Here is a 23,896-nt window from a genome sequence, read left to right on the forward strand (position 1 = left end):
AGGAGGCACCATGGCAGGCGAGACCGTCATCACGGTCATCGGTAATCTCACCGGCGACCCGGAACTTCGTTTCACCCCGTCGGGGTCCGCAGTGGCGAACTTCACCATTGCCTCGACCCCCCGGACCTTCGACCGCCAGAGCAACGAGTGGAAGGACGGCGAAACGCTGTTCCTCCGCGCGTCGGTGTGGCGCGAGGCTGCCGAGAATGTCGCCGAGACGCTGACCAAGGGCATGCGCGTCATCGCCCAGGGCCGGCTGAAGTCGCGTTCCTACGAAACCAAGGAAGGCGAAAAGCGCACCGTGATCGAGCTTGAGGTCGACGAGATCGGCCCCTCGCTGCGGTACGCCTCCGCGACCGTCAAGCGCGTCCAGCGCGGTGGCGGCGGTGGCGGCGGCGGGTTCGGCGGAGGAAACTCCGGCGGATTCGGCGGCGGCAACGCGGGAGGCTTCGGCGGCGGCAACGCCGGCGCGGGCTCCGGCGCGTCTTCCGGCGGCTGGAACAACGCCCCGGCCGAGGACCCCTGGTCCTCTCCCTCGACCGCCGGCAGCGGCGGCTGGGGCAGCAACCCGGGCAACGACGAACCGCCCTTCTAAACACCTAGATATATCCACCATCCCGCAGAACAGTTCTGCGGGCTCCACCTGATAAAGGAGCTCCACGATGGCTAAGGCTGAACTCCGTAAGCCCAAACCAAAGTCCAATCCCTTGAAGGCCGCTGACATCACCGTCATCGACTACAAGGACGTCGCCTTGCTGCGCAAGTTCATCTCCGACCGCGGAAAGATCCGTGCCCGTCGCGTGACCGGCGTCTCCGTCCAGGAGCAGCGCAAGATCGCCCAGGCCATCAAGAACGCGCGCGAGGTTGCCCTGCTGCCTTACTCCGGCGCTGGCCGCGGCTAGGGAAGGGGAAACACACCATGGCAAAGCTCATTCTGACCCACGAAGTGACGGGTCTTGGCACCGCTGGCGACATCGTCGAGGTGAAGAACGGTTACGCCCGTAACTACCTTCTCCCCCGCGGCTTCGCCATCACCTGGACCAAGGGCGGCGAGAAGCAGGTCGAGTCGATCAAGGCCGCCCGCGCCGCGCGCGCCGTTGCCTCCCTCGAGGATGCGCAGCAGCTCGCCGCGTCGCTGACCGGCAAGCCGGTCAAGCTGACCGTCAAGGCCGGCGAGTCCGGACGCCTGTTCGGCACCGTCAAGGCCGAGGACGTCGCGAAGGCCGTCGAGTCGGCCGGCCTCGGATCCATCGACAAGCGCAAGGTCGAGCTGCCGGAGCACATCAAGTCGCTCGGCAACTACCAGGCCACCGTGCGCCTGCACGAGGACGTCTCCGCCACGATCGACCTGCAGGTCGTCCCGGCGAAGAAGAAGTAGCATCCCGGTCCCGGAGCCTCTCCGGAGCCCGTGAAGGACCCCCGTCCCTGGTGGACGGGGGTCCTTCCGCGTTCGGGCCCTCCTTGCGAAATGTTGCGCCGACCTTTGACCCGCCCGTCCGGGTGCGCCTAGCGTTGGTGGTGAATCAAGAGTGTCGACATCCAAGCCCTGGCTCGTCGGCCGGCAACCCTCTCACGGTAGTGGGGTGCTCCAGGTGATGATTCGGCCGGCCGGACGCCCCGGTGCGGCAAGTACCGCGCATCGACGGTGCACCCTGAGGGTGCGCGCCCCGGTGTGCCGCACACCGGAGGAAGCCATGTCCCTGTCCCAGGACCTCAGCCCCAATACCCTGCGCAACGCCTTTGCCCAGCACCCGTCCGGGATCGCCGCGCTGTGCGCGATCGTCGACGACCAGCCGCAGGGGATCGTCGCCTCGTCCTTCACCGTCGGCGTCTCGCTCGAGCCCCCGCTCGTCCTGTTCTCCGCCCAGAACAGCTCCCGCACGTGGCCGAAGCTGCGCGACTCGGCCCGCATCGGCGTCTCGATCCTCGGCGAGGGGCACGACGGCGTCTGCAAGCAGATCGCCTCGAAGTCGGGGGACCGCTTCGCCGGGCTCCGGCTCGACTCCACGGACGAGGGCGCCCTCTTCCTCCACGACGCCTCGCTGTGGCTCGACTGCAGCATCGAGCAGGAGATCCCGGCCGGGGACCACACCGTCGTCCTGCTGCGCGTCCACGGCCACGCCACACACGACGGGGCGAACGCGCCGCTCGTCTTCCACGGCTCGGCGTTCCGCCGCCTCCACTCCGAGACGTTCGTCTAGGACGAGGTTCGTCGAGGAACCCGTCGGGGAAGCGGTTCCCGGTCCGGCGCTACTTCCCCGCGAGCGAGTCGATGAACTGCTTGGCTTCGGTCAGCGAGATCCCCGTGTCCTGGCGGACCTTCTTGATCGCGGCGATGTGCTGGCCCCGCCGCACGAGTTCGAGGACCGCCTGGTAGTCGGCGTTGGAGGCGCTCGGGGCCGCCGTCGGATCGACCGCCGTGCGCCGCCCGAAAGCCGTCGGGTCGCTCGGCGCCGCCTCGGCCGCGGCCCGCGAGGCGCTGATGCCGGGTCCGCGCGTGGTGGGCACCTCCGGCCGGCCGCTGCGCTCCCGTGCCGCGCGCTGGGCGGCGAGCGTGCGCTCGGTCGTGGCCCGGCGGAGCTCGTCGGCCTTGCGTGCGTCGTCGAGCTGGTGTTGCGCGGCCTCCGCATTGAGCCGCTGGATGTAGACGTCGGCCTCGTTGAGCTCGTTGCGGGGCCGCGTGACGAACACCCAGCGGATGAGGGCGGCCGCGCCGACGATCAGCGCCGTCCAGATGAGGATCGTGGCCATCAGTTCCATGTCGGGGCTCCCAGCGTCGTTGATTCCCGCCCGGGACGGGGCCCACGGGCTTCGGGATCGGCCATGCCCCAGTATCCCAGCGCCGGGACGCCCGGAACAACCACACGCCCGGCCGTTCGTGCACAGATCCCGGGCGTGTCTGTGGATACCGGCCGGTCACCTGTGGAGAACGCCGTTCCAGCGGAGGGTTTTCCCCAACGAAACCTGCAAGTGGCACCTGAATGTTGATGACAAACTTTCTTCCATCAACAGCTAGCAGAGGATGTTTTACCTAGTCAGAGCCGGATTGATTCTGAAATTGGCATTTCATCCACAGCTTCCTCCCCAAGCTGTGCACATAACGGGCCCCTCTTCCCACAGCTTCTCCACATGGGCTGTGGATAACTGTCTTGGGAACGGGCGGGAGAGGGGCTAGGGTGACAGCACTCCACCACTATCCACAGCCGTCCATGCCGCTCCCTGCGCGCGGCGGCGGCTGGGATACTGGGGAGGGCATCATGGGCCCGCCGCCGGCGGCCCCGGGGCAGCGGGCGAAAGGAACGGCGTGTCACTGGCGCAGACCGAACAGGGCGGATCGAGGGACGCCGACCTCGCGCGCACCCCGCCGCAGGACCTCGTCGCCGAACAGAGCGTGCTCGGCGGCATGATGCTCTCCAAGGACGCCATCGCCGACTGCGTGGAGGTGCTCCGCGGGATCGACTTCTACCGCCCGGCCCACGAGTCGATCTTCGAGGCCATCATCGACCTCTACGGCCGCGGCGAGCCCGCCGACGCGGTCACCGTCTCGGACCTGCTCACCAAGCGCGGCGAGATCTCCCGCATCGGCGGCCCCGCCTACCTGCACACCCTCATCCAGTCCGTGCCCACGGCGGCCAACGCGGGCTTCTACGCGGAGATCGTCCGCGAGCGCGCCGTCCTGCGGCGCCTCGTCGACGCCGGCACCAAGATCGTCCAGATGGGCTATTCCCACGACGGCGAGGTCGACGAGATCGTCAACCAGGCGCAAGCGGAGATCTACGCCGTCGCCGAGCGCCGCACGGCCGAGGACTACGTGCCGCTGCGGGACGTCATGGAGAGCACGGTGGACGAGATCGAGTCCGCCGGCAGCCGCGGGGAGGGCATGACGGGCGTCCCCACGGGGCTCTACGAGCTCGACGAGCTCACGCAGGGCCTGCACGGCGGCCAGATGATCGTCGTCGCCGCGCGCCCCGCCGTCGGAAAGTCGGTGTTCTCGCTCGACATCGCCCGCTCGGCGGCCATCAAGAACAACCTCACGACCGTCGTCTTCTCCCTCGAGATGGGCCGCAACGAGATCGCGATGCGCCTGCTCTCGGCGGAGGCGAGCATCGGGCTGCAGGACCTGCGCAAGGGCACCATCAAGGACGAGCAGTGGGGCAAGATCGCCACCACGATGGGCCGGCTCAACGAGGCGCCGCTCTTCATCGACGACTCGCCGAACATGTCGCTCATGGAAATCCGCGCCAAGTGCCGCCGGCTCAAGCAGCGCCACGACCTCAAGCTCGTGGTGCTCGACTACCTCCAGCTCATGAGCTCCGGCAAGCGCGTCGAGTCCCGCCAGCAGGAGGTCTCCGAGTTCTCGCGTGCGCTCAAGCTCCTCGCCAAGGAGCTCGACGTGCCGGTCGTCGCCCTGTCCCAGCTCAACCGTGGTTCGGAGCAGCGCACGGACAAGCGCCCCATGGTCTCCGACCTGCGCGAGTCGGGCTCGATCGAGCAGGACGCCGACATGGTGATCCTGCTGCACCGCGAGGACGTCTACGACAAGGAGTCCCCGCGGGCCGGCGAGGCGGACATCATCGTGGCCAAGAACCGCAACGGCCCCACCAAGACCATCGTCGTCGCGTTCCAGGGGCACTACCAGCGCTTCAACAACATGGCGAGCGAGGGCGGCGGCTTCTAGTTCGGCACCCGCGTCCGGGCGGCGCTAGAGTCGGCGCATGGACACGCCGCATTCCGGCCCGCCCCGGAGCGGCATCCTGGCCCCGGGCCTCGCCGCCACGACGGTCGGTTCGTTCGTCCTGGTCTTCCTGGCCGCGTTCGAGTCGCTCGCCGTCACCACGATCATGCCCGTCGTCAGCGCGGAGCTCGGCGGGGCGCAGCTCTACGCCCTGGCCTTCGCCGGACCCCTGGCCGCAGGGGTCGTGGGCATGGTCGCCGCGGGTGCGTGGGCCGACCGCACCGGACCCACTGGACCGCTCTACGCCGCGTCGCTCCTGTTCAGCGCCGGGCTGCTCGTGTGCGGACTCGCCCCCGGCATGGAGGTCCTCGTCGCGGGGCGCCTCCTGCAGGGGCTCGGCGGCGGGGGCATCACGGTGGCCTTGTACGTCGTGGTCGCCCGGATCTACCCGGGCGCCCTGCATCCGCAGATCTTCGCCGCCTTCGCGGCCGCCTGGGTCGTGCCCTCGATGATCGGCCCGTTCGTGGCGGGGACGACGGCGGAGACCGTCGGCTGGCGCTGGGTCTTCCTCGGCGTCGTCGTGCTCGTCGCGGCCGCCCTGCTGCTCGTGAGGCCCTCCCTCGCCGCCCTGCCGCCGCGGCCTGCCCCGGAGTCCCGACCTCTCCCCGATCCCCGGCCCGGAGAGGCCGCGCCCGGCCGAGCCGGGGCGGGCGCGACCCGCCCACGGACCCGACTGCTCTGGTCGGTGCTCGCCGCGGTGGCCGTCCTCGCCCTGGACCGCGTCGGTGCGCTCCCGTGGCCCGCGGCCCTGTGGTCGGTGGCCGCAGCGGCCGCGGCCCTCGCCGCGCTGCGCCGCCTGGTGCCGCCCGGGACGCTGACCGCGCGCCGGGGCCTGCCCACCGTCATCCTGGTCCGGGGCGCCGTCTCCGCCGGGTTCCTCGGCGCCGAGGTGTACCTGCCCTACCTCCTGATGGAGCGCTACGCGTTCCCCGCCTCGCTCGCGGGGCTCGCGCTGACGGGGGCCGCGTTGAGCTGGGCGGGGGCGTCCGCGGTCCAGGGCCGGCTGGGCGGGCGACTGGACCACACGCGCGCCGTCGCCGGCGGGGCGCTGCTCGTCCTGACGGGCATCACAGGCGTGCTCGCGACGACGCTGCTCGGCTGGCCGGCCGCCGTCGCGATCGCCGCGTGGACCGTGGCGGGCGCCGGCATGGGGCTCATGTACCCGCGGCTGAGCGTCATGACGCTCGCCGCCTCGCCGCCCGGGCAGCAGGGCGCCAACAGTTCCGCGCTGTCGATCGCCGACTCGATGGGCGCGGCGCTCGCCCTCGCGCTGACGGGCATCGTGTTCGCCGCGGTACCGGCCGCGCCGTTCGCCGCGGTCTTCCTGTTCGCCACCGCCATCGCGCTCGGCGCGGCGCTGGCGGCCCCGCGCACCCGCGCCGCGGCGACGGCGGGGCCCGGCGTGGCGCCCGGCGGCTGACGGCCCGTCGGTCGCCACCGTCCTGTCGGTCTCCGAGGTGGGGTCAGCCGCTGACCGGGAGGTAGAGGTCGGTCCGCATCGTGTCCGGGTCGGCTTCCGGGCCGGGCTCCGTCACGTAGACCTCCCAGAACGGCAGCCCCGCGGCGTGCCCGGTCCGCGCCGCCCAGTCCACGAGGCCCTGCCACGCCTCGCCGAGCCCGTCGTAGGAGCCCAGGTGGGAAACGGTCGCGACGGCGCCCGCGGGAAGCCTGGACTGCTCGACAACGAGCCCCGACTCCGTCGTGTGCCGGCCGACGAGCGGGTGGTCGATCGCGAAGCCGACCTCGAGGTCCACCGTGGCGGCGGGCATCCTCGGATAGAGCGAGAAGGCGGGGCCGACGGGGCTGAGCTGTTCCCGGGCGAGGACCGCCCCGAGCGCCCCGAACGCCGTGTCGAAGAAGCCGCGCAGCCCGCCGGCGTCGATGCCCGCGCCCCGGACGACGGCGGTGCGCGCCTCCGCGACGTGCAGGACCACGGGCTCGAGCCGCGGTTCCCCCCAGTGTCTGCTGTGCTCTGTCATGTCATGTCCTGCTCCTCGGTGCGGGGCGGGGTGATGGTGAGCGCCACTCTACGCCGCGGCCCGGGGACGTCCAAGGGGTGCGCCAGCGGGTGGTCCCGGGCCGCCGGGCGGCAGGACATAATGGGAGCACGCCACCGCACCGCCCCCTGGAGGAACCGTGCCCGCCCCACGCCGTCTCGCCGTCGAAGAGACCGGAACCGCATCCACGCCGGGCCGCGGCCTGCGCCGCCCCGAGGCCGATCCCCGCGACGCCGAGGCGCTGGCCCACGCGCTGTTCGGCCTGGACGGGACGGCGCGGGAGCTCGGCGGCAACCAGGATCGAAACTTCCTCGTCGACGGCGCGGACGGGTCCCGCGGCGTGCTCAAGCTGGATAACACGGCCTTCTCCGCCCGGGAACTCGAGGCCCAGCTCGAGGGCATCGCCCACGTCAACGCGGCCCGCCCGGGGCTCGCTGCCGCGGCCCTGCCCGGACTCGACGGCGCCATGCTCCAGCGCGTGGAGCTGCAGGACGGACCCACCCAGCACGTGCGCCTCTTCGAGTACGTCGAGGGCGGCACGCTCTACGCGGCCGGGCACCTCGACGACGCCGTGCTGCGCCGGCTCGGCGAGGCGGCGGCCGGCCTGGACGGCGCCCTGGCCGGCTTCGACCACCCGGGGCTGGACCGGGAGCTGGGCTGGGACCTGCGCCGCGGCCTCGAGCAGGTGCAGGCCGGCCTCGGCTCGATCGGCGACGCCCGCCGGGCCACGGCCGTGGCCACCGCTGCGGCCCGCGCACACGGGCTCATCGCCCCGCTGTCCCTGGACCTGCCGCTCCAACCCATCCACGGGGACCTCACCGACGACAACGTCGTGGACGCCCCAGGCCGAGGCCTGGCCGTGCTCGACTTCGGCGACCTGCACCGCGGCTGGCGCGTCGCCGAGCCCGCGGTGCTGTGCGCGTCGCTCCTGCGCCACCGGGCGGGCGATCCCCTCGCGGTCCTCGCCGCGGCGGAGGCCTACCACGCGCGCCTGGCCCTGTCCGAGGCCGAGGCGCGGGCGCTGTGGCCGCTCGTCGTGCTGCGGACCGCCGTGCTCGTCGCCGCGGGCTGGGAGCAGACCGCCCTCGAGCCCGGCAACGACTACGCCGCCGAGCGCATGGAGCACGAGTGGGCCGGGTTCCTCGAGGCCGTCTCGCTGCCCGTCGAGGCCGGGACCGCCGCGGTGCTCGAGCGGCTCGGCTTCGCGCAGCGGGAGGAGGACGACGACGGTGCCCCCGGCCCGCTGGCACGTCTCGGCGGCGCGCACGTGCTGGACGTCGGCGTGGAGTCGCCGCTGCTCGACGCGGGCGCGTGGACCGATCCCGACGCCGAGGACCGCCTGGCCTCCGAGGCGCTGACCCGGCACCCCGTCGTCGTCCTGCCCTACGGCGCCCCGCGCCTGACCCGCACGCCCGCGCTCTCGCGCCGTCCGGCGTCGACCATCCCGCTCGGCCTCCAGCTCTACACGAACGAGCCGTTCCCGCTCACGGCGCCGTGGGACGGGCGCGCCCTGGCCTGGGACACGCACTCCGTGGAGCTGCGCGGTGCCGACGGGCGGCGCCTGCTGCTCACCGGCGTCGTCCCCGCCCGCTGGGCCGACCCCGACGGGCGGGTGCCGCGGGGCGCGCTCCTGGCCACGGCGCCGACGTCGTACCCGGGGCTCGGCGGCGCCGTCGGGATCCAGTGGACCGCGCCGGAGGCGCCCGAGGACCGCGCCGAGGTCCCCTTCCTCACCACGGGCGCGCTGGCCCCGGCCTGGCGGCGGCTGACCCGCGACCCCGCCGTGCTGCTCGGGCTGGCCCCCACGGCCGCCGAGCCGTCCGCCGCGGCCGAGCAGCGGCGCCGGGACGCCCACGCGAGTTCCGCGCAGGAGCGGTTCTTCGCCGAGCCCCCGCGGTTCGAGCGCGGCTGGCGGCACCACCTCGTGGACTCCTCGGGCCGGTCCTACCTCGACCTGGTCAACAACGTCTCGGTCCTCGGCCACGGCCACCCCGGCGTCGCCGGGGCCGCGGCGTCCCAGCTGCGCCTGCTCAACACCAACTCGCGCTTCCTCTACAAGGCGCTCGCCGACTACTCGGAGCGGCTCGTCGAGCTCGCCCCGGAGGGGTCCGGCCTGGACACCGTGCTGCTCGTCAATAGCGGTTCCGAGGCGGTGGAGCTGGCGCTCAAGCTGGCCCGCACGGCCACGGGGCGCACCGGCGTCGCGGCCCTGCGCGAGGCCTACCACGGGTGGACGCCCGGCGCCGACGCCGTGACGACGAGCGCGTTCGACAACCCGCACGCCGCCGGCACGCGCCCGGACTGGGTGGTGCTCGCCGATGCGCCGCATCCCCTGCACGGGCGGGTCCCGGGAGGGGAAACGGCGGACGACGCCGGGGCCCGGCACGCCGCGGACCTCACCTCCCGGCTCGCCGAGCGCGAGGCGGCGGGCGCGCCCGTGGGGGCGTTCATCAGCGAGGCCGTGCTCGGCAACGCGGGCGGGGTGCTGCTGCCGAAGGGCTACCTCGCGGCCGTCTACGACGCCGTCCGGGCGCACGGGGGGCTGTGCATCGCCGACGAAGTGCAGCTCGGCTTTGGCCGGACGGGGCGGCAGTGGGCGTTCGAGCGCGAGGGAGTGGTCCCGGACATCGTCGCTCTGGCCAAGCCCATGGGCAACGGCTTCCCGCTCGGCGGCGTGCTCACGACGCGGGCGATCGCCGACTCGCTCGCCGCGGAGGGCTGGTTCTTCTCCTCCACCGGCGGCTCGCCGGCCGCGTGCCGCGTGGGCCTGGCCGTCCTCGACGCCCTGCGCGAAGAGGACCTCATCCGCAACGCCCGCCGCACGGGCAAGCGGCTGCGCGCCGCGCTGCGGAACCTGGCCGAGGCGCACCCGCTGATCGGGCACGTGCACGGCGCGGGGCTCTACCTCGGCGTGGAGCTCGTGCGCGCCGACGGGTCGCCGGCCGCCGAGGAGGCCGCGTGGGTCTGCGAGCGGCTCCTCGGGCTCGGCGTCATCACGCAGCCGGGCTCGGAGCGGCGGAACGTGCTCAAGGTCAAGCCACCGCTGACGTTCGACGCCGAGGCCACGGAGTTCCTCGTCGACGCGCTGGACGCGGCGCTGGGCGAGGCGGAAGAGCGGCACGCCTCCCTCCCGCGTTAGTCCTCCCTGCCCCGTTCGCTCCCATTCCACGTTCCGCCTCCCTGCCCACTTCACGTCATCTGGGCGAGGCCACGGGGTCTACTGGGTGGTCTGGCCTGTAGAGGGTCGACTCGCCCAGATGACGTGAACTGGGTGAGGCGGGTCAGCGGGTCAGCGGGTCAGCGGGGCGGTGTCGGTGCGGGTCAGCGTGGGCTCGTAAACGCGTGGACGCGTGGGCTCGTGGGCTCGTAAACGCGTGGACGCGTGGACGCGTGGGTTCGTGGGCTCGTAAACGCGTGGACGCGTGGACGTGGGGGCTTGGGGACTCGGGGAGGCAGGGCGGTCTGGGCGGGTGGTCGTGTGGGCCGGCCGGAGGCGTTCAGCCTGGCCCGTGGGGCCGTCAGGCGCGGGGAAGGGCCTGGAGGTGTTCCGGCGTGACCGCGTCGACGCTGTCCGCGGTCCCGGCGTGCTTGCCGAGGTAGGCCTTGATGTACGGGCAGACCGGGACGATGCGGAGCCCCTCGGCCACGGTCCCGTCCAGCGCGGCCGCGGCCAGTCGGCCGCCGAGCCCGCGCCCGCCATAGGCCTCGTCCACCGTGGTGTGGAAGAAGATCCGCTGGTCCTGGCCGAACGGGAGGTAGTGGGCCGCGCCGATGACCGCCTCGCCGTCGAGCAGCTCGTAGCGGCGCCGCTTGGCGTTGTGGCGGACGGTGATGGCGTCCCCGGCGGCGTCGTTCTTGCCCTCGTCCCGGCCGTCGTCCTGGGCTGCGGCCTCGGCGTGTTCCATGGCGTCCTCCTGGTGGTTCGTCCGGTTGTTCCGCTGTTCGGCGGGCCCGCCGCGGGGCCGCATCCGCGCGTTCGGCAGCGCTGGAGCGGGCAGTGGGTCCGGCTCGCCCGGCGGGAAAGTGCCGAACCGCAGCCCGTCCGCGGGCGGTGGGGCCCCGGCGACGTCCCCTCCGGCCTCGTCGGTCCCGGGTCCGCCCGAGCCAGCGACGTCCCCTCCGGTCCTGTCCGTCGCAGGTTGGTCCGTCCGGGGATCGTCCGGCGCCGGTACGGAGGTCCCGGCGCCCGCTCCCCCCGCCTGGGCCGCGAGGCTGCCGGCCGCCGCGCCGAGGGGTCCCTCGGCGCCGATCTCCCGCTGCCAGTCGGCGCGGTAGGCGGCGACCTCCTCGTGGCTGCGGCCCACGAAGTTCCACCACATCACGATCTGTTCGTCGAACGGCTCCCCGCCGATCAGCAGGGCGCGGACCGGCTCGGCCCCCGCGCGCAGCACCAGCCGCGCGCGGCCCGTGGGCAGGTAGGCGAGGTGGTCCCGGACCGCCGCGATGCCGCCCCGGGCGGTCGCCGCGCCCGGGGCGGTGGTTGCGCCCTGGGCTTCCTGGCCGGTGCCGACCGGCCCCGGGGCGTCGGGGGCCGGGCAGTCCAGGTAGAGGTCGCCCGCGTCCAGCAGCAGTCCGTGCTCAAAGGACGGATCGAGCTCGAGCTCCAGTTCGGCGCCGCCCTCCAGGAGGATCTCGGCGCCGAGGAGCGGGGTGTGCGTGGCGACGGGCGAGGTGCTGCCGGCGAGGGAGCCGATGAAGACGCGCAGGCTCCAGCCCGGCCCCTCGACGGCCTGGGGCGCATAGTGCTCGAACGTCGGGGCCGTGTGGCGGGCGGCCTCGGGCAGGGCGAGCCACAACTGGGCCCCGTGCAGGAGCGTCGTCGACGGGGTGGAGAACTCGGAGTGGCTGATGCCACGGCCGGCCGTCATCAGGTTCAGCTCGCCCGGGCGGACCAGGGCGTGGAAGCCCGCGGAGTCGCGGTGCTCGATCTCCCCCGTGAAGAGCCAGCTGACGGTCTGCAGACCCGTGTGCGGGTGGCGGGGGACCCGCATGCCGCCGGACGCCGCGACGTAGTCCGGGCCGTAGTGGTCCAGGAAGCACCACGCGCCGATGAGGCTGCGCCGCCGTTGCGGCAGCGTCCGGCGCACGTCCATGGCCCGCGGCCCGCCGAGCGGCACCGCACGGGGCTCGAGCAGCTCGATCTCCCCGGTGCCTCCGGCGGCGCAGAGCACCTCGTCCGGAAGGGTCTCCGCATTGCTCATGGGGCCAGCATATGCCGATCCTCAGGTCACGGCATGGCGCGTGCGGTGCTCCGGGGCGTCCCACGCCTTCGAATCCAGGACGTCGCGCAGCACCTCGACGGCGTCCCACACGTCCGCGTACCCGACATAGAGGGGCGTGATCCCGAAGCGCAGGACCTCCGGTTCGCGGTAGTCGCCGATGACGCCGCGGGCGATGACCGCGCTCATGACCGCGTAGCCCTCCGGGTGGCGGAAGCTCACGTGGCTGCCGCGGGCGGCCTGTTCCCGGGGCGTCACGAGCCGCAGCGGGTGCTCCGCGCAGCGCTCCTCGACGAGGCGGATGAACAGATCCGTCAGTGCCAGGGACTTCTCCCGGACCAGGGCCATGTCCGCCTCGAGCGCGACGTCCAGACCCGTCTCCACCAGGGCCAGGGAGGTCACCGGCTGCGTCCCGCAGAGGAAGCGGCGGATGTCCGGGGCGGCACTGTAGGAATCGGCCATCGCGAACGGGGCGGCGTGGGACCACCAGCCGGACAGCGGCTGCCAAAAGCGGTCCTGGTGGCGCGGGCTCACCCAGATGAACGCGGGGGCGCCGGGGCCGCCGTTGAGGTACTTGTAGGTACAGCCGACGGCGAAGTCGGCGCCCGCTCCGTTCAGGTCCACGGGTACGGCGCCGGCGGAGTGCGCAAGGTCCCAGATCATCAGGGCCCCCGCCGCGTGGGCCCGGGCCGTGACGCCCGCGAGGTCCCACATGGCGCCGGTGCGGTAGTTCACGTGGGAGAGGGAGACGACGGCGGTGTCCTCGCCGAGCGCTTCCCCGAGCGGGAGCGAGTCGTCGACGAGGCGGACCTCGTAGCGGGTTCCCGTGTGCTCGGCGACGGAGTTGAGGAAGTCGGCGATGCCCTCCGCGATGTAGATGTCCGTGGGGAAGTTGTCCCGCTCCGTGACGATCACGCGGCGGGCCGGCGCGTCCTGCTGCTGGATCCGGATCGCGGCGGCGAGGGCCTTGAAGAGGTTCAGGCTCGTGGTGTCGGTGACCACTGTCTCGCCCGGGGCTCCTCCGATGAGGCGGGACAGCTTGTCCCCGAGCGTGCGGGGCAGCCCGAACCATCCGGCCGTGTTCCACGAGCGGATGAGGCCGCGGCCCCATTCGGCGGTCACGACCTCCTGCGCGCGTTCCGCGGCGCCGCGGGGCAGGGCGCCCAGCGAGTTCCCGTCGAGGTAGACGACGCCGTCCGGCAGCTCGAAGCGGCCGCGGAACCCGGCCAACGGATCCGCGGCGTCGAGCGCGAGGCAGTCGGCGCGGGTGAGTGGTGCCGTGGTGGTGTCCATGCCCGGTGTCCTTCGTTGAGGTGGATTCTCCGCCCAGTCTAGAATCGACGTGAAGAACGCGTCCTCTTCAGCGAATATTCATCCAGAAAGCAGAGGGAGTTCCGTGATCAATTCGGATCTGATCCGAAATCACCAGGAGGGCCGGAATCGGGTTCGGCTCGACGAGGCGGACCTGGTGATCCTGCGCGAGCTCGCCGCCGACGCGCGTCTTCCCAACAACGTCCTGGCCCGCAAGGCCGGGATCGCGCCGTCGACCTGCCTGGCCCGCGTCCGGGCACTCAAGGACTCCGGCGTGATCACGGGCTACCACGCCGAGCTGGACCTGGCCCGTCTGGGTCTGCACGTCTTCGCCATGATTTCCGTCCGCGTCAACCCTCAGGCCCGCCACCGGATGCTCGAGCTCGCGGCCGCGCTCCGGGACCTCCCCGAGACGCTGGGAGTCTTCCTGTTGGCCGGGGACCGCGACTTCCTGGTCCACGTGGCCTGTGCCGGCCCGGAGGAGCTGCGGGACTTCATCAACGTCCGGCTCGCCGACCCGGCCGTCGCCTCGACCCAGACCAGCCTGGTCTTCGAGCACCTCACGCCCCGCGCCGGCGCGGGGCGCTGACGCGCCGCGGATCAGCCGCCGGCGACCGACTGGATCACCAGGATGCGGGCCCCGTCCGGCACCGGCGTGTCCAGCCCGGCCAGGTCGCGGATGTTGTCCTGCCCCACGAACACATTGACGAAGCGCCGCACCGCGCCCGTCTCCGTCCGGATGCGCCGCGCGAAGACGGGGTGCCCGGCCCCCACCCGGTCCAGCAGGGCACCCACGGTCGCTCCGGCGTCGTACTCCAGATCCAGCGTCCGGCGCCCGCCGAGGGTCGGCGCGAGCACCGCGGGCACGTCCAGGATCGCGCTCGGCACGGCTACGCCACGACGGCGGCGCGGACGCTGAGCACGTCCGGCAGCCGTTCGGCGACCTGGCTGAAGGACGCCCCCTCGTCGCTGCTCGCGAAGACCTCGCCGGCCCGCGTGCCGAAGTAGAGCCCCGCGACGCCGTCGTGCTCGTCGACCCACGCCGCGTCCCGCAGCACCACGTTGTACTCGCCGTCCGGGAGGCCTTCGCGCTGCTCCGCCCAGGTCAGCCCGGCGTCGTCCGTGCGCCAGAGCGCCAGCCGGCCTCCGACCGGGATGCGCTGGAAGTCGGAATGGAGCGGAATGGTCCACGCCGTGCCCGCCCGGCGCGGGTGCGTCAGGAACGTGAAGCCGAAGTCGGCCGGCAGCCCGTCGGCGATGCTCACCCACTCGTCCCCGCCGTTGTCCGTCCGGTAGACCCCGCCGTGGTTCTGCGCGTAGAGCCGGTTGTGGTCCGCGGCGTCCGCCGTGATGCGGTGCACGCACTGGCCGAACTCCGGCTCCTCGTCCGGCATGAACCCGGCGCTGATGCCCTTGTTGCGCGGCTCCCAGCTGCCGCCCGCGTCCCGGCTGCGGTACACGCCGCCCGTGCTCATGGCCACGTGCAGCGTCTTGGCGTCCTCGCGATCCGGGATGATCGTGTGGGCCGCGGGGCCTCCGAATCCCTCGCCCCACTCCTTGCGGTGCGGGTGCTCCCACAGCCCGCGGTTCAGCTCGAAGCTCTCCCCGGAGTCCGTGGACTTCCACACGGAGATCGGTTCGCAGCCGGCCCAGACCACGCCCGGCCGCTCGTCGGTGTCCGGGCGCAGGTGCCAGATCCGGGCGAGCTCCGCGCCCGTGTCCGCCGGAAACTTGATGGCCCCGTGCTCCGGCTCGGTCCACGTGGCGCCGAGGTCATCCGAATGCACCACGGCCGGGCCCCAGTGCCAGTCGTTGATGCCGGCGAGGACGCGGGTCCGGCCGCCGCGGGTGTCGATGGCCACGGAGGCCACCTCGATGTTGAGGAAGTACGGGCCGTCCAGGATCCAGCTGGCGCGGTCGGTGCTTCTGGCGAGCCACAGGCCCTTTTTGGTGCCGATGGCGATCACGGTCTCTGCTGCGTTGCCCATGGGCCATAGTCCACCACCGGGTGCGGCGGCGGACAAGGGGTGGTGGACCCGGATTCGGGACCGCGGCGGCGTCGACCCCCGGACCGCGGACGGGTACTCTGGCGCCATGGCCGATGGAACCCTGGTGATGGAACGCGACTTCGATGCGCCGCGGGAGAAGGTGTGGGAGGCGTGGACCGATCCCGACGCCCTCGCCGCCTGGTTCGGCCCCGAGGGCTGGAGCGTGACCGCGGGGTCCGTGATGGTGGAACCGCGCCCCGGCGGCGTGTGGCGGCTCGTTATGGCCTCCGACGAGGACCCCCTGTCCGTCTCGCCCATCGAGGCCGAGCTCGGCGCGTTCGAGCCGCCGTCGCTCCTCGTGGGGCGTACCGCCGCGACGCCGGAGTCCGGCGGACAGGTCATGGAGCTGCGGGTCGAGCTCGAGGAGTCCGGCCGCGGCACGCGGATGCGCCTCAGCCAAGGCCCCTACCCCGAAGAGGTCCTCGAGATGGCGGGCGGCGGCTGGGAGCAGTCCTTCGCGAAGCTCGAGAGGCTCCTCGCCCGCGGCTGATCCGCCGGCGGAGAAATCATCCTCTCGACGGATTGAATTGTCCCAACTGGGGACTAGAGTTCCTTATGCTCCGGAGGCAGCCGGCCTCCGCGTGCCCTCCCGCCACCCCGCCCCGCCCCGGGGCGCGCCGTGGGCGGAACCGCGCAAAGGACCACTTCCACCATGCTGCTTCGACTGATCCTGAAGTACTCCAAGCCCTACACGATGTGGATCGTGGCCGTGATGGTCTTCCAGCTGGCCACCACGATCGCCACGCTCTACCTGCCCAGCCTCAACGCCCGCATCATCGACGAGGGCGTCGCCAAGGGCGACACCGACTTCATCTGGCGCACCGGCGGCGTGATGCTCGGCGTCGCGTTCGCGCAGGTGCTCACCGCCGTCGCCGCCGTCTACTTCGGCGCCAAGACGTCCATGGCCATCGGCCGGGACATCCGCCGCGCCGTCTTCCACTCCGTCGCCGGCTTCTCGGCGCGCGAGGTCAACCAGTTCGGTGCCCCCACCCTGATCACGCGTGGCACGAACGACGTCCAGCAGGTCCAGATGCTCGTGCTCATGGGCCTGAACTTCATGGTCGCGGCCCCCATCATGTGCATCGGCGGCATCATCATGGCGCTGCGCGAGGACGCCGGGCTGTCCTGGCTCGTCTGGGTCTCCGTGCCGCTCCTCGTGGTCATCGTCGGCATCCTCATCCGCTTCCTCATGCCCCTGTTCCGCATCATGCAGGACCGCATCGACGGCATCAACGGCGTGCTGCGCGAGCAGATCACCGGCATCCGCGTGGTCCGCGCGTTCGTCCGCGAGGACTTCGAGACCGAACGCTTCCGCGGCGCCAACGAGAAGCTGACGGACGTCGGCGTCAAGGTCGGCCAGCTGTTCGTGCTCATGTTCCCGGTCATCGGCATGATCCTGCACGTGGCCACCGCCGCCGTGCTCTGGTTCGGCGGCCAGCGGGTCGATGCCGGCCAGGTCGAGGTCGGTGCGCTCACGGCCTTCCTGCAGTACCTCCTGCAGATCCTCATGGCCGTCATGATGGGCACGTTCATGGCCATGATGATCCCGCGCGCCATGGTCTGCGCCGAGCGCATCGGCGAGGTGACCGCCGTCGAACCCTCCCTCCACGATCCCCACGCGCCGCGCGCGACGGGGCCCGTCCGCGGCGAGGTCGAGTTCCGCGGCGTCAGCTTCGGCTACCCCGGCGCCGAGGAGCCCGTGCTCAAGGACATCAGCTTCACGGCGAAGCCGGGCCAGACGACGGCGATCATCGGCTCGACCGGCGCCGGCAAGTCCACGCTGCTGAACCTCGTGCCCCGGCTCTACGATCCCGGGTCCGGCGAGGTCTTGATCGACGGCGTCCCGGTCTCCGGGCTCACCCGCGAACAGCTGTCCCGGCGCGTCTCCACCGTCCCGCAGCGGCCGTACCTCTTCTCCGGAACCGTCGCGTCCAACCTGCGCTACGGCAAGGGCGACGCCGACGAGGCCGAGCTGTGGGAGGCCCTGCGGATCGCCCAGGCCGAGGACTTCGTGCGCGAGAAGCCGGACGGGCTCGAGACCAGGATCTCCCAGGGCGGCACCAACGTCTCGGGCGGCCAGCGGCAGCGCCTCTGCATCGCCCGGGCGCTCGTCGCCCGGCCGGCCGTGTACCTGTTCGACGACTCGTTCTCCGCCCTCGACGTCGCCACCGACGCCCGGCTGCGGCAGGCCCTGAAGTCCAGCATCCACGACGCGACCGTCATCATGGTCGCCCAGCGCGTCGCCTCGATCACCGAAGCGGACCAGATCCTGGTCCTCGACAACGGCAGGATCGTGGACCGCGGTACCCACGACGAGCTCCTGGCCTCCTCGGAGACCTACCGCGAGATCGTCGAATCCCAGATCAGCGCGGAGGAGGTGGCCTAGATGGCGCAGACCCAGGTGGAGAACACCGAAGAGAACACCGAGGAAGAGTTCGCCGACATGTCGCTCGACGACGGATTCGGCGGCCAGACGTCGATCCGCAAGCCCAAGCACTTCTGGCCCTCGGCCAAGCGCCTGCTGGGCCTGCTCGGCACGGAGAAGGCCGGCATCGGGATCGTCCTGGTCTTCGTGGCCATCGGCGTCGTGCTCAACGTCATCGCCCCGAAGGTCCTCGGCTACGCCATGGACATCATCTTCGCGGGCGTGCTCGGCCCCATGATGCCCGCCGACGTCACCCAGGAGCAGTTCATCGCGGGCCTGCGGGCCAGCGGCCAGGACGACTTCGCCGACATGCTCTCCGGCATGACGGTGGTCCCCGGCGCCGGGATCGACTTCCGCGAGCTCGGGATCGTCATCTCGATCGTGCTGGCGATGTACTTCGTCGCCAACGTGTTCATGTGGGCCCAGGGCTTCATCCTCAACAAGCTCGTCATGCGCGTGGTCTACAACCTCCGCAAGGACGTCGAGCACAAGCTCAACCGGCTGCCGCTGAACTACTTCGACACGCGCCAGCGCGGCGACGTGCTCTCGCGCGTGACGAACGACGTCGACAACATCCAGAACGCCCTCCAACAGGCGTTCGCGCAGCTCGTCCAGGCGCTCCTGACGGTGGTCGGGATCGTCATCATGATGTTCATCGTCTCCTGGCAGCTCGCGCTGATCGCGCTCATCGCGCTGCCGCTGTCCGCCGTCGCGGCCGGCGTCATCGGCGTGCGGGCCCAGAAGCAGTTCACGGCCCAGTGGAAGTCCACCGGCGCCCTCAACGGGCAGATCGAGGAGTCCTTCTCCGGCCACGAGCTCATGAAGGTCTTCGGGCGCGAGGAGGAGGCGCTGGCGCGCTTCGACGAGCGCAACGAGGAGCTCTACAAGGCCTCCTTCGGCGCCCAGTTCGTCTCCGGCACCATCTACCCGGTGATGAACTTCATCTCCTACCTGGCCTACGTGGGCATCGCCGTGGTCGGCGGCCTGCGCGTCGCGAGCGGGCAGATGACCCTCGGCGACGCGACGGCCTTCATCCAGTACTCGCGCGAGTTCACGCAGCCGCTCGGGCAGATGGCCGGCATGGCCAACATGCTCCAGTCCGGCGTGGCGAGCGCCGAGCGGACGTTCGAGCTGCTGGACGCCGACGAGGAGGAGCCGGAGACGGTCACGGGACACCTCCCGGAGCGCACCGACGGCCACGTGGAGTTCCACGGCGTCTCGTTCTCCTACGATCCGGCCAAGCCGCTCATCGAGGAGCTGTCCTTCGAGGCGCACCCGGGCCACACGGTGGCGATCGTCGGACCCACGGGCGCGGGCAAGACGACGCTCGTGAACCTGGTCATGCGCTTCTACGAGCTCGATTCCGGGCGCATCACGCTCGACGGCGTGGACGTCACCGCGCTGTCCCGCGCGGAGCTGCGCTCCAAGGTGGGCATGGTGCTGCAGGACGCCTGGCTGTTCAACGGCACCATCATGGACAACATCCGCTACGGGCGCCTGGACGCGAGCGACGAGGACGTCTTCGAGGCGGCCCGCGCCACCTACGTCGACCGCTTCGTCAAGGCGCTCCCGGACGGCTACCAGACGGTGATCGACGACGAGGGCACCAACGTCTCGGCCGGCGAGAAGCAGCTCATCACGATCGCCCGCGCGTTCCTGGCCAACCCCTCGCTGCTGATCCTCGACGAGGCGACCTCCTCCGTGGACACGCGCACCGAGGTCCTGGTCCAGCACGCCATGGCCGCCCTGCGCAGCGACCGCACGAGCTTCGTGATCGCCCACCGGCTCTCCACGATCCGCGACGCGGACACCATCCTGGTGATGGAGGCGGGCCGGATCGTCGAGCAGGGCAGCCACGAGCGGCTGCTCGAGTCCCGCGGTGCGTACCACCGGCTCTACATGTCCCAGTTCGCGGGCCCGGCCGAGGACCCCGACGCCGCCGCGCTCGCGGACGCCGCCTCGGCGCCGCAGGCCGGGGTGGAGCCGGGGGACGACGGCGGTGCGGAGCCGGTCCCCGACGCCGCCTCGGCGGACGCGTCCGGCCGGGAGGGCTGAGTGGGGCGGGAGGCGGTGCCCGCCCGGCCCGCGCCCCAGGCGCCCCGCCTGCCGTCCTTCGCCCCGGCGTCGTACCCCGGGGCCGGCGACCTGACCGCGCTGGATGCCGACGGGCGGTGCGAGGGCCTGCGGTTCGAGCAGGACGACGCCGCGGGAGCGGACCTCGAGGACGCCGTCTTCACGGCCTGCTTCTTCCGCGGGGTCTCCCTCGCCGGGGCGCGCCTCGAGCGGGCCTCCTTCGGCGACTGCCGCTTCGAGGAGCTGCTCGCGCCGACGCTCTCCGCCCCGGACTCTGCCTGGTGGAACACGCGGATCGCCCGCGGGCGGATCGGCTCCGCCGAGCTGTACGGGGCCACGCTGCGCTCCGTGCTGTTCGACGGCGGCAAGCTCGGCTACGTCAACCTGCGCTCGGCCGAGCTCAAGGACGTCCTGTTCCGGGACGTCATCATCGAGGAGCTCGACCTGGGATCCGCGACGGCGACCCGGGTGGCCTTCGAGGACTGCCGGATCGACTCGCTCCTGCTCCACGGGGCCCGGCTCTCGCACGCCGACCTGCGCGGTGCGGGCCTGAGGTCCATCACGGCCCCGGCGGGGCTGCGGGGCGCGACGATCGACGCCCTGCAGCTCCAGGACCTCGCGCCGCTGCTCGCCGCCGAGGCCGGGATCCGGGTGCTCTGAGGGTCCCGGCGTGAAGCGCGGCCCGGGGCGAATCGGTAGGGTTGGGGCATGCGTTCCCACCCCCAGCCAGGACCGGCCGGCCCCTACCCGTTCCCCGGGTCGCGGCGCCGGCAGCCCGTGTTCGATCCCGGCCGCTTCGGGGTCGGCGACGGCGTCACGGTGGGCCTGTACATCCTGCTGTTCGTCGTGGGCCTGGCCAGCTTCATGGTCCTCGTCCCGGGCTTCACGGACACGTTCTCCACGCCGGACACGGCGACGTTCGCCGTCAACCTGATCGTCTACGCCGTCCTCTTCACGGCCGCGATGATCGTGGCCTTCGGCGCGTTCCGCGAATCCCTGCGCACGTTCGCGTTCCACCCGTGGGCCAAGGGCTTCGGCATTCCGGGCGCCTGGTTCGGCTCGCTCATGATCACGGCGGCGATCCTCATGGGCATGGGGGAGGTGGTCAAGAGCGAGAACCAGCTGGCGATCGAGGGCATGACCTACTCCGTCCCGTTCCCCACGATGTTCGTCGTGGCCGTGGTCATGGGGCCGTTCGTGGAGGAGTACGTCTTCCGCCACCTGCTCATCGGCAAGCTCAGCCGCTACGTCAACGTCTGGCTCTGCGTGGTGGTCTCGATCGCGCTCTTCGCCGGGATCCACTTCATCGGCACCGGCTCGTTCGACGTCAGCTCGCTCGTGCCCTACCTGACGCTCGGCACGGTGATCAGCGTCGCCTACGTCCTGACCGGCAAGTCGCTCGCCTACGCCTACATCCTGCACTTCTTCAACAACGCGGTGGCCCTCTCCCTGGCCTACACGGTGCTGCCGCTGCTGAACCCGTAGCGTTGGCCGGCGGGGACGCGTTCGGCGGGCACGCGCACGGCTCGCCCGGCTACCGGCGCATGATCCTGGCGCTCTTCGCCGCCGGCGTCGCCACGTTCTCCCAGCTCTATTCGGTCCAGGGCGTCCTGCCGGAGCTGGCCCGCGACCTCGCCGTGTCCGAGGCGCAGGCCGCGCTCGCGGTCTCCGCGGCCACGGCGGGCCTCGCATCCTCCGTGATCGCCTGGTCCGCTGTCGCGGACCGGATCGGGCGCCTGCGGACCATGAAGACGGCGGTCGTCGCCGCCGTCGTCCTGGGCCTGCTGGTCCCGGCAGCCCCGGGGTTCGAGGCGCTCCTGGCGCTGCGCTTCGTCGAGGGGCTCGCCCTGGGCGGGATCCCCGCGGTGGCGCTCGCGTACCTGAGCGAGGAGATCGCGCCGCTGCACTCGGCCGTCGCCGCGGGCACCTACATCTCCGGGACGACCCTCGGCGGGCTCGCCGGCCGCCTCGTCGCCGGCCCGTTGAGCGAGTTCCTCACGTGGCGGGCCGGGACCCTCGTCGTGGCGCTCCTCGCGGCCGCGGCGGCGACGGCCTTCATCCTCGCCGCTCCCGCCCCACGCGGGTTCACGCCCGTGCCACGGCGCACGCCGGGCGCGCCGGGACTCGCCGCGAAGCTCGCGGCCAACCTCGCGCGGCACCGGCTGCTCGCGCTCTACGCGCAGGGCCTGCTGCTCATGGGCGGATTCGTCGCGGTCTACAACTACCTGGGCTTCCGGCTCGAAGCGCCGCCGTTCCTCATCCCCGCCTCGCTGGCCTCGTTCGTGTTCCTGGCCTACCTCTCCGGCACCTGGTCCTCGCGCCGGGCGGGGGCGCTCGTGGGCCGGCTGGGCCGCCTGCCCGTCCTGCTCGGTTCGACGGGCGTCATGGCCGCCGGCCTCGCGGTGACCGTGCTGGACTGGCTCCCGGCGGTCGTCGCGGGCCTGCTCCTCTTCACGGCCGGCTTCTTCGGAGCGCACGCCGTGGCGAGCGGCTGGGTCCCGGTGCTCGCCGTGGGCGGGCGCGCCCAGGCCGCGAGCCTCTACAACCTCGCCTACTACGCGGGCTCGAGCGCGTTCGGCTGGGCGGTGGGGCTCGCGTTCGCGCCGTTCGGCTGGCCCGGGGCCGCGGCGTGCGTCCTGGCCCTGGTGGCGGCGGCCGCCGTGATCGCCGCGGCGTGCCTGCGCGGCGGGGATAGGCTGGCCGGGTGAGCGACGCGTCCCCCCGATCCCGTACGACGCCGGGGCCGCGCCTCGGGCGCCGCATCCTCGCCCTCGCGCTCCCCGCCCTGGGCGCGCTCGTCGCCGAACCGCTCTTCCTCATGGCGGACACCGCGATCGTCGGCCACCTCGGCCTCACCGAACTCGCCGGGGCGGGCCTCGGCACCACCGTGCTGCACACCGCCGTGGGGCTCATGATCTTCCTGGCCTACTCGACGACGCCCGCCGTCGCCCGGCGCTTCGGTGCGGGGAGGATGGCGGATGCGCTCGCCGTGGGCCGGGACGGGATCCAGCTCGCCTTCGCCCTCGGGCTCGTCCTCGCCACGGCGGGCTGGCTCGCGGCTCCGGCGCTCCTGGCGGCGATGGGCGCCCGGGACGGCGTGCTGGGCTTCGCGATCGACTACGTGCGCTGGTCCATGCCGGGGCTGCCGGCGATGCTCCTGGTCCTCGCGGCGACGGGCGTGCTGCGCGGCCTGCAGGACACCCGGACCCCGCTCGTGATCGCCGGGGCCGGCTTCGCGGCGAACATCGTGCTCAACCTGGTCCTCGTGTACGGGGCGGGGATGTCCGTCGCCGGCTCCGCGCTCGGCACCTCGATCGCCCAATGGGGCATGGCCGCGGCGTACCTGTGGATCCTGCTGCCGCGGATGCGTTCGGCCGGGGTGGCGCTGCGCCCGCACGCCGCCGGCATGGCCTCCACCGGGGCCGTCGGCTCGTGGCTCATGCTGCGGACGCTGAGCCTGCGCGCGGGCATCCTCGCCACCGTCTGGGTCGCGACCTCGCACGGCGCGCTGACGCTCGCGGCGCACCAGCTCGTCTTCACCGTCTTCACCTTCCTCGCGTTCGCCCTCGACGCCCTCGCGATCGCCGCCCAGGCGCTCATCGGCAAGGAGCTCGGCACCGGGGACAAGGAGCTGGCCCGCCGGCTGACGCGCACCATGACGTGGTGGGGCGTGGCGTTCGGGGCCGCCACGGGTGCGGTGCTGGCCGCGGCCGCGCCGTTCGCCGGGGCGCTCTTCACGTCCGATCCCTCCGTGCGCCAGGCGGCCGCCGTGGGACTCTGGGTGCTCGCCGCGGCCCAGCCGCTCTGCGGGCTCGTGTTCGTCCTCGACGGGGTCCTCATCGGGGCCGGCGACGCCCGCTACCTGGCCCTCGCCGGGCTCGTGGCCCTCGCCGCCTACGCCCCGCTGCTCTGGGCCGCGTCGTCCCGCGAGCTGCCGGGCACCGGGGGCATCCTCTGGCTCTGGCTCGCCTTCGGCGTCGGCTACATGGCGGCCCGCGCCGCGACGCTCGCGTGGCGCGTGCGCAACGACGACTGGATGCGCACCGGAACCTGAGCCGCACCCCGCGCCGGGGGCGTGCGGCACCGGG

General features: G+C 72.4%; 21 protein-coding genes, 1 pseudogene and 1 riboswitch. Of the genes and pseudogenes, 15 read left to right on the forward strand and 7 right to left on the reverse strand.

Features of this window, described 5'->3' with window-relative positions; all coding sequences use genetic code 11:
• The first annotated feature begins 10 nt into the window (after positions 1-10).
• The 4 genes from ACQ3I4_RS07925 to ACQ3I4_RS07940 all read left to right on the forward strand — a co-directional run bounded on the left by ACQ3I4_RS07925 (position 11) and on the right by ACQ3I4_RS07940 (position 2,201).
• On the forward strand, positions 11-595 hold the full coding sequence (locus tag ACQ3I4_RS07925; RefSeq protein ID WP_430633272.1) for a single-stranded DNA-binding protein: 585 nt from the start codon (positions 11-13) through the stop codon (positions 593-595).
• 67 nt (positions 596-662) lie between these two features.
• Positions 663-902 carry a 30S ribosomal protein S18 gene (gene rpsR / locus ACQ3I4_RS07930; protein WP_007269381.1) on the forward strand — a complete coding sequence of 80 codons (240 nt, stop codon included), beginning with the start codon at positions 663-665 and terminating at the stop codon, positions 900-902.
• Between the two features lie 17 nt (positions 903-919).
• Positions 920-1,378, forward strand: a complete 459-nt coding sequence (gene rplI, locus ACQ3I4_RS07935) for a 50S ribosomal protein L9 (protein WP_329861290.1) — start codon at positions 920-922, stop codon at positions 1,376-1,378.
• 143 nt (positions 1,379-1,521) lie between these two features.
• Positions 1,522-1,638, forward strand: a riboswitch (SAM riboswitch).
• A 56-nt stretch (positions 1,639-1,694) separates the two neighbouring features.
• Positions 1,695-2,201, forward strand: coding sequence for a flavin reductase family protein (locus tag ACQ3I4_RS07940; protein ID WP_329861289.1), 507 nt, complete (start codon positions 1,695-1,697; stop codon positions 2,199-2,201).
• A gap of 49 nt (positions 2,202-2,250) precedes the next feature.
• Here ACQ3I4_RS07940 and ACQ3I4_RS07945 read toward each other — a convergent pair whose 3' ends face one another.
• On the reverse strand, positions 2,251-2,760 hold the full coding sequence (locus ACQ3I4_RS07945) for a hypothetical protein (protein WP_430633273.1): 510 nt from the start codon (positions 2,758-2,760) through the stop codon (positions 2,251-2,253).
• Between the two features lie 544 nt (positions 2,761-3,304).
• Here ACQ3I4_RS07945 and dnaB point away from each other — a divergent pair.
• Both dnaB and ACQ3I4_RS07955 read left to right on the forward strand, forming a co-directional pair.
• A complete protein-coding gene (dnaB, locus tag ACQ3I4_RS07950; RefSeq protein WP_329861287.1) occupies positions 3,305-4,678 on the forward strand; it encodes a replicative DNA helicase in 1,374 nt (457 codons plus the stop codon).
• A 37-nt stretch (positions 4,679-4,715) separates the two neighbouring features.
• A complete protein-coding gene (locus tag ACQ3I4_RS07955) occupies positions 4,716-6,155 on the forward strand; it encodes an MFS transporter (RefSeq protein ID WP_430633274.1) in 1,440 nt (479 codons plus the stop codon).
• Between the two features lie 43 nt (positions 6,156-6,198).
• Here ACQ3I4_RS07955 and ACQ3I4_RS07960 read toward each other — a convergent pair whose 3' ends face one another.
• Positions 6,199-6,714 (reverse strand): GyrI-like domain-containing protein, encoded by a 516-nt coding sequence (locus ACQ3I4_RS07960; protein WP_430633275.1) that lies wholly within the window; start codon positions 6,712-6,714, stop codon positions 6,199-6,201.
• A 157-nt stretch (positions 6,715-6,871) separates the two neighbouring features.
• Here ACQ3I4_RS07960 and ACQ3I4_RS07965 point away from each other — a divergent pair, with 157 nt between their 5' ends.
• Positions 6,872-9,871, forward strand: a complete 3,000-nt coding sequence (locus ACQ3I4_RS07965; RefSeq protein WP_430633276.1) for an aminotransferase — start codon at positions 6,872-6,874, stop codon at positions 9,869-9,871.
• Positions 9,872-10,250: 379 nt separating this feature from the next.
• On the opposite strand, the gene ACQ3I4_RS07970 is transcribed toward ACQ3I4_RS07965, so the two are convergent.
• The 3 genes and pseudogenes from ACQ3I4_RS07970 to kynU form a co-directional block, all read right to left on the reverse strand.
• The gene (locus ACQ3I4_RS07970) at positions 10,251-10,700 is read right to left on the reverse strand and encodes a GNAT family N-acetyltransferase (RefSeq protein ID WP_430633346.1); all 450 of its coding nucleotides are present in this window, start codon (positions 10,698-10,700) and stop codon (positions 10,251-10,253) included.
• A gap of 270 nt (positions 10,701-10,970) precedes the next feature.
• Positions 10,971-11,933 (reverse strand): annotated as a pseudogene (locus tag ACQ3I4_RS07975) (pirin family protein); the annotation flags it as partial.
• Positions 11,934-11,954: 21 nt separating this feature from the next.
• Positions 11,955-13,244: a kynureninase gene (gene kynU / locus ACQ3I4_RS07980; RefSeq protein WP_430633277.1), complete on the reverse strand. Its 1,290-nt coding sequence runs from the start codon at positions 13,242-13,244 to the stop codon at positions 11,955-11,957.
• A 103-nt stretch (positions 13,245-13,347) separates the two neighbouring features.
• Here kynU and ACQ3I4_RS07985 point away from each other — a divergent pair, with 103 nt between their 5' ends.
• Complete coding sequence (locus ACQ3I4_RS07985; protein ID WP_329861281.1) at positions 13,348-13,851, forward strand: Lrp/AsnC family transcriptional regulator; 504 nt, start codon at positions 13,348-13,350, stop codon at positions 13,849-13,851.
• Positions 13,852-13,862: 11 nt separating this feature from the next.
• On the opposite strand, the gene ACQ3I4_RS07990 is transcribed toward ACQ3I4_RS07985, so the two are convergent.
• Both ACQ3I4_RS07990 and ACQ3I4_RS07995 read right to left on the reverse strand, forming a co-directional pair.
• Positions 13,863-14,150 (reverse strand): MoaD/ThiS family protein, encoded by a 288-nt coding sequence (locus ACQ3I4_RS07990; RefSeq protein WP_329861280.1) that lies wholly within the window; start codon positions 14,148-14,150, stop codon positions 13,863-13,865.
• A gap of 2 nt (positions 14,151-14,152) precedes the next feature.
• On the reverse strand, positions 14,153-15,250 hold the full coding sequence (locus ACQ3I4_RS07995; RefSeq protein WP_430633278.1) for a WD40/YVTN/BNR-like repeat-containing protein: 1,098 nt from the start codon (positions 15,248-15,250) through the stop codon (positions 14,153-14,155).
• Positions 15,251-15,356: 106 nt separating this feature from the next.
• On the opposite strand from ACQ3I4_RS07995, the gene ACQ3I4_RS08000 reads away from it, so the two are divergent.
• From ACQ3I4_RS08000 to ACQ3I4_RS08030, 7 genes are all read left to right on the forward strand, one after another.
• Positions 15,357-15,800 (forward strand): SRPBCC family protein, encoded by a 444-nt coding sequence (locus ACQ3I4_RS08000; protein ID WP_430633279.1) that lies wholly within the window; start codon positions 15,357-15,359, stop codon positions 15,798-15,800.
• A 162-nt stretch (positions 15,801-15,962) separates the two neighbouring features.
• Positions 15,963-17,696: an ABC transporter ATP-binding protein gene (locus tag ACQ3I4_RS08005; protein ID WP_329861277.1), complete on the forward strand. Its 1,734-nt coding sequence runs from the start codon at positions 15,963-15,965 to the stop codon at positions 17,694-17,696.
• Positions 17,697-19,790 (forward strand): ABC transporter ATP-binding protein, encoded by a 2,094-nt coding sequence (locus ACQ3I4_RS08010; protein ID WP_430633280.1) that lies wholly within the window; start codon positions 17,697-17,699, stop codon positions 19,788-19,790.
• A 15-nt stretch (positions 19,791-19,805) separates the two neighbouring features.
• Positions 19,806-20,468, forward strand: coding sequence for a pentapeptide repeat-containing protein (locus ACQ3I4_RS08015; protein WP_430633281.1), 663 nt, complete (start codon positions 19,806-19,808; stop codon positions 20,466-20,468).
• Positions 20,469-20,516: 48 nt separating this feature from the next.
• Positions 20,517-21,293: a CPBP family intramembrane glutamic endopeptidase gene (locus ACQ3I4_RS08020; protein ID WP_430633282.1), complete on the forward strand. Its 777-nt coding sequence runs from the start codon at positions 20,517-20,519 to the stop codon at positions 21,291-21,293.
• A gap of 2 nt (positions 21,294-21,295) precedes the next feature.
• Entirely contained in the window at positions 21,296-22,516 is a 1,221-nt protein-coding gene (locus tag ACQ3I4_RS08025) for an MFS transporter (protein WP_430633283.1), read from the forward strand.
• Positions 22,513-23,862, forward strand: coding sequence for an MATE family efflux transporter (locus tag ACQ3I4_RS08030; protein ID WP_430633284.1), 1,350 nt, complete (start codon positions 22,513-22,515; stop codon positions 23,860-23,862). Before ACQ3I4_RS08025 ends, ACQ3I4_RS08030 begins: the two co-directional genes overlap by 4 nt.
• Positions 23,863-23,896 lie beyond the last annotated feature (34 nt).

Source organism: Zafaria sp. Z1313 (assembly GCF_050563205.1).
GTDB lineage: Bacteria > Actinomycetota > Actinomycetes > Actinomycetales > Micrococcaceae > JAZDCJ01.

Excerpts from the sequence above, each read along its gene's own strand:
- ACQ3I4_RS07925 (WP_430633272.1), top strand. The coding sequence starts at position 11 with ATGGCAGGCGAGACCGTCATCACGGTCATCGGTAATCTCACCGGCGAC.
- rpsR (WP_007269381.1), top strand. The coding sequence starts at position 663 with ATGGCTAAGGCTGAACTCCGTAAGCCCAAACCAAAGTCCAATCCCTTG.
- rplI (WP_329861290.1), top strand. The coding sequence starts at position 920 with ATGGCAAAGCTCATTCTGACCCACGAAGTGACGGGTCTTGGCACCGCT.
- ACQ3I4_RS07940 (WP_329861289.1), top strand. The coding sequence starts at position 1,695 with ATGTCCCTGTCCCAGGACCTCAGCCCCAATACCCTGCGCAACGCCTTT.
- ACQ3I4_RS07945 (WP_430633273.1), bottom strand. The coding sequence starts at position 2,760 with ATGGAACTGATGGCCACGATCCTCATCTGGACGGCGCTGATCGTCGGC.
- ACQ3I4_RS07955 (WP_430633274.1), top strand. The coding sequence starts at position 4,716 with ATGGACACGCCGCATTCCGGCCCGCCCCGGAGCGGCATCCTGGCCCCG.
- ACQ3I4_RS07960 (WP_430633275.1), bottom strand. The coding sequence starts at position 6,714 with ATGACAGAGCACAGCAGACACTGGGGGGAACCGCGGCTCGAGCCCGTG.
- ACQ3I4_RS07970 (WP_430633346.1), bottom strand. The coding sequence starts at position 10,700 with ATGCGGCCCCGCGGCGGGCCCGCCGAACAGCGGAACAACCGGACGAAC.
- kynU (WP_430633277.1), bottom strand. The coding sequence starts at position 13,244 with ATGGACACCACCACGGCACCACTCACCCGCGCCGACTGCCTCGCGCTC.
- ACQ3I4_RS07995 (WP_430633278.1), bottom strand. The coding sequence starts at position 15,250 with ATGGGCAACGCAGCAGAGACCGTGATCGCCATCGGCACCAAAAAGGGC.
- ACQ3I4_RS08000 (WP_430633279.1), top strand. The coding sequence starts at position 15,357 with ATGGCCGATGGAACCCTGGTGATGGAACGCGACTTCGATGCGCCGCGG.
- ACQ3I4_RS08005 (WP_329861277.1), top strand. The coding sequence starts at position 15,963 with ATGCTGCTTCGACTGATCCTGAAGTACTCCAAGCCCTACACGATGTGG.
- ACQ3I4_RS08010 (WP_430633280.1), top strand. The coding sequence starts at position 17,697 with ATGGCGCAGACCCAGGTGGAGAACACCGAAGAGAACACCGAGGAAGAG.
- ACQ3I4_RS08020 (WP_430633282.1), top strand. The coding sequence starts at position 20,517 with ATGCGTTCCCACCCCCAGCCAGGACCGGCCGGCCCCTACCCGTTCCCC.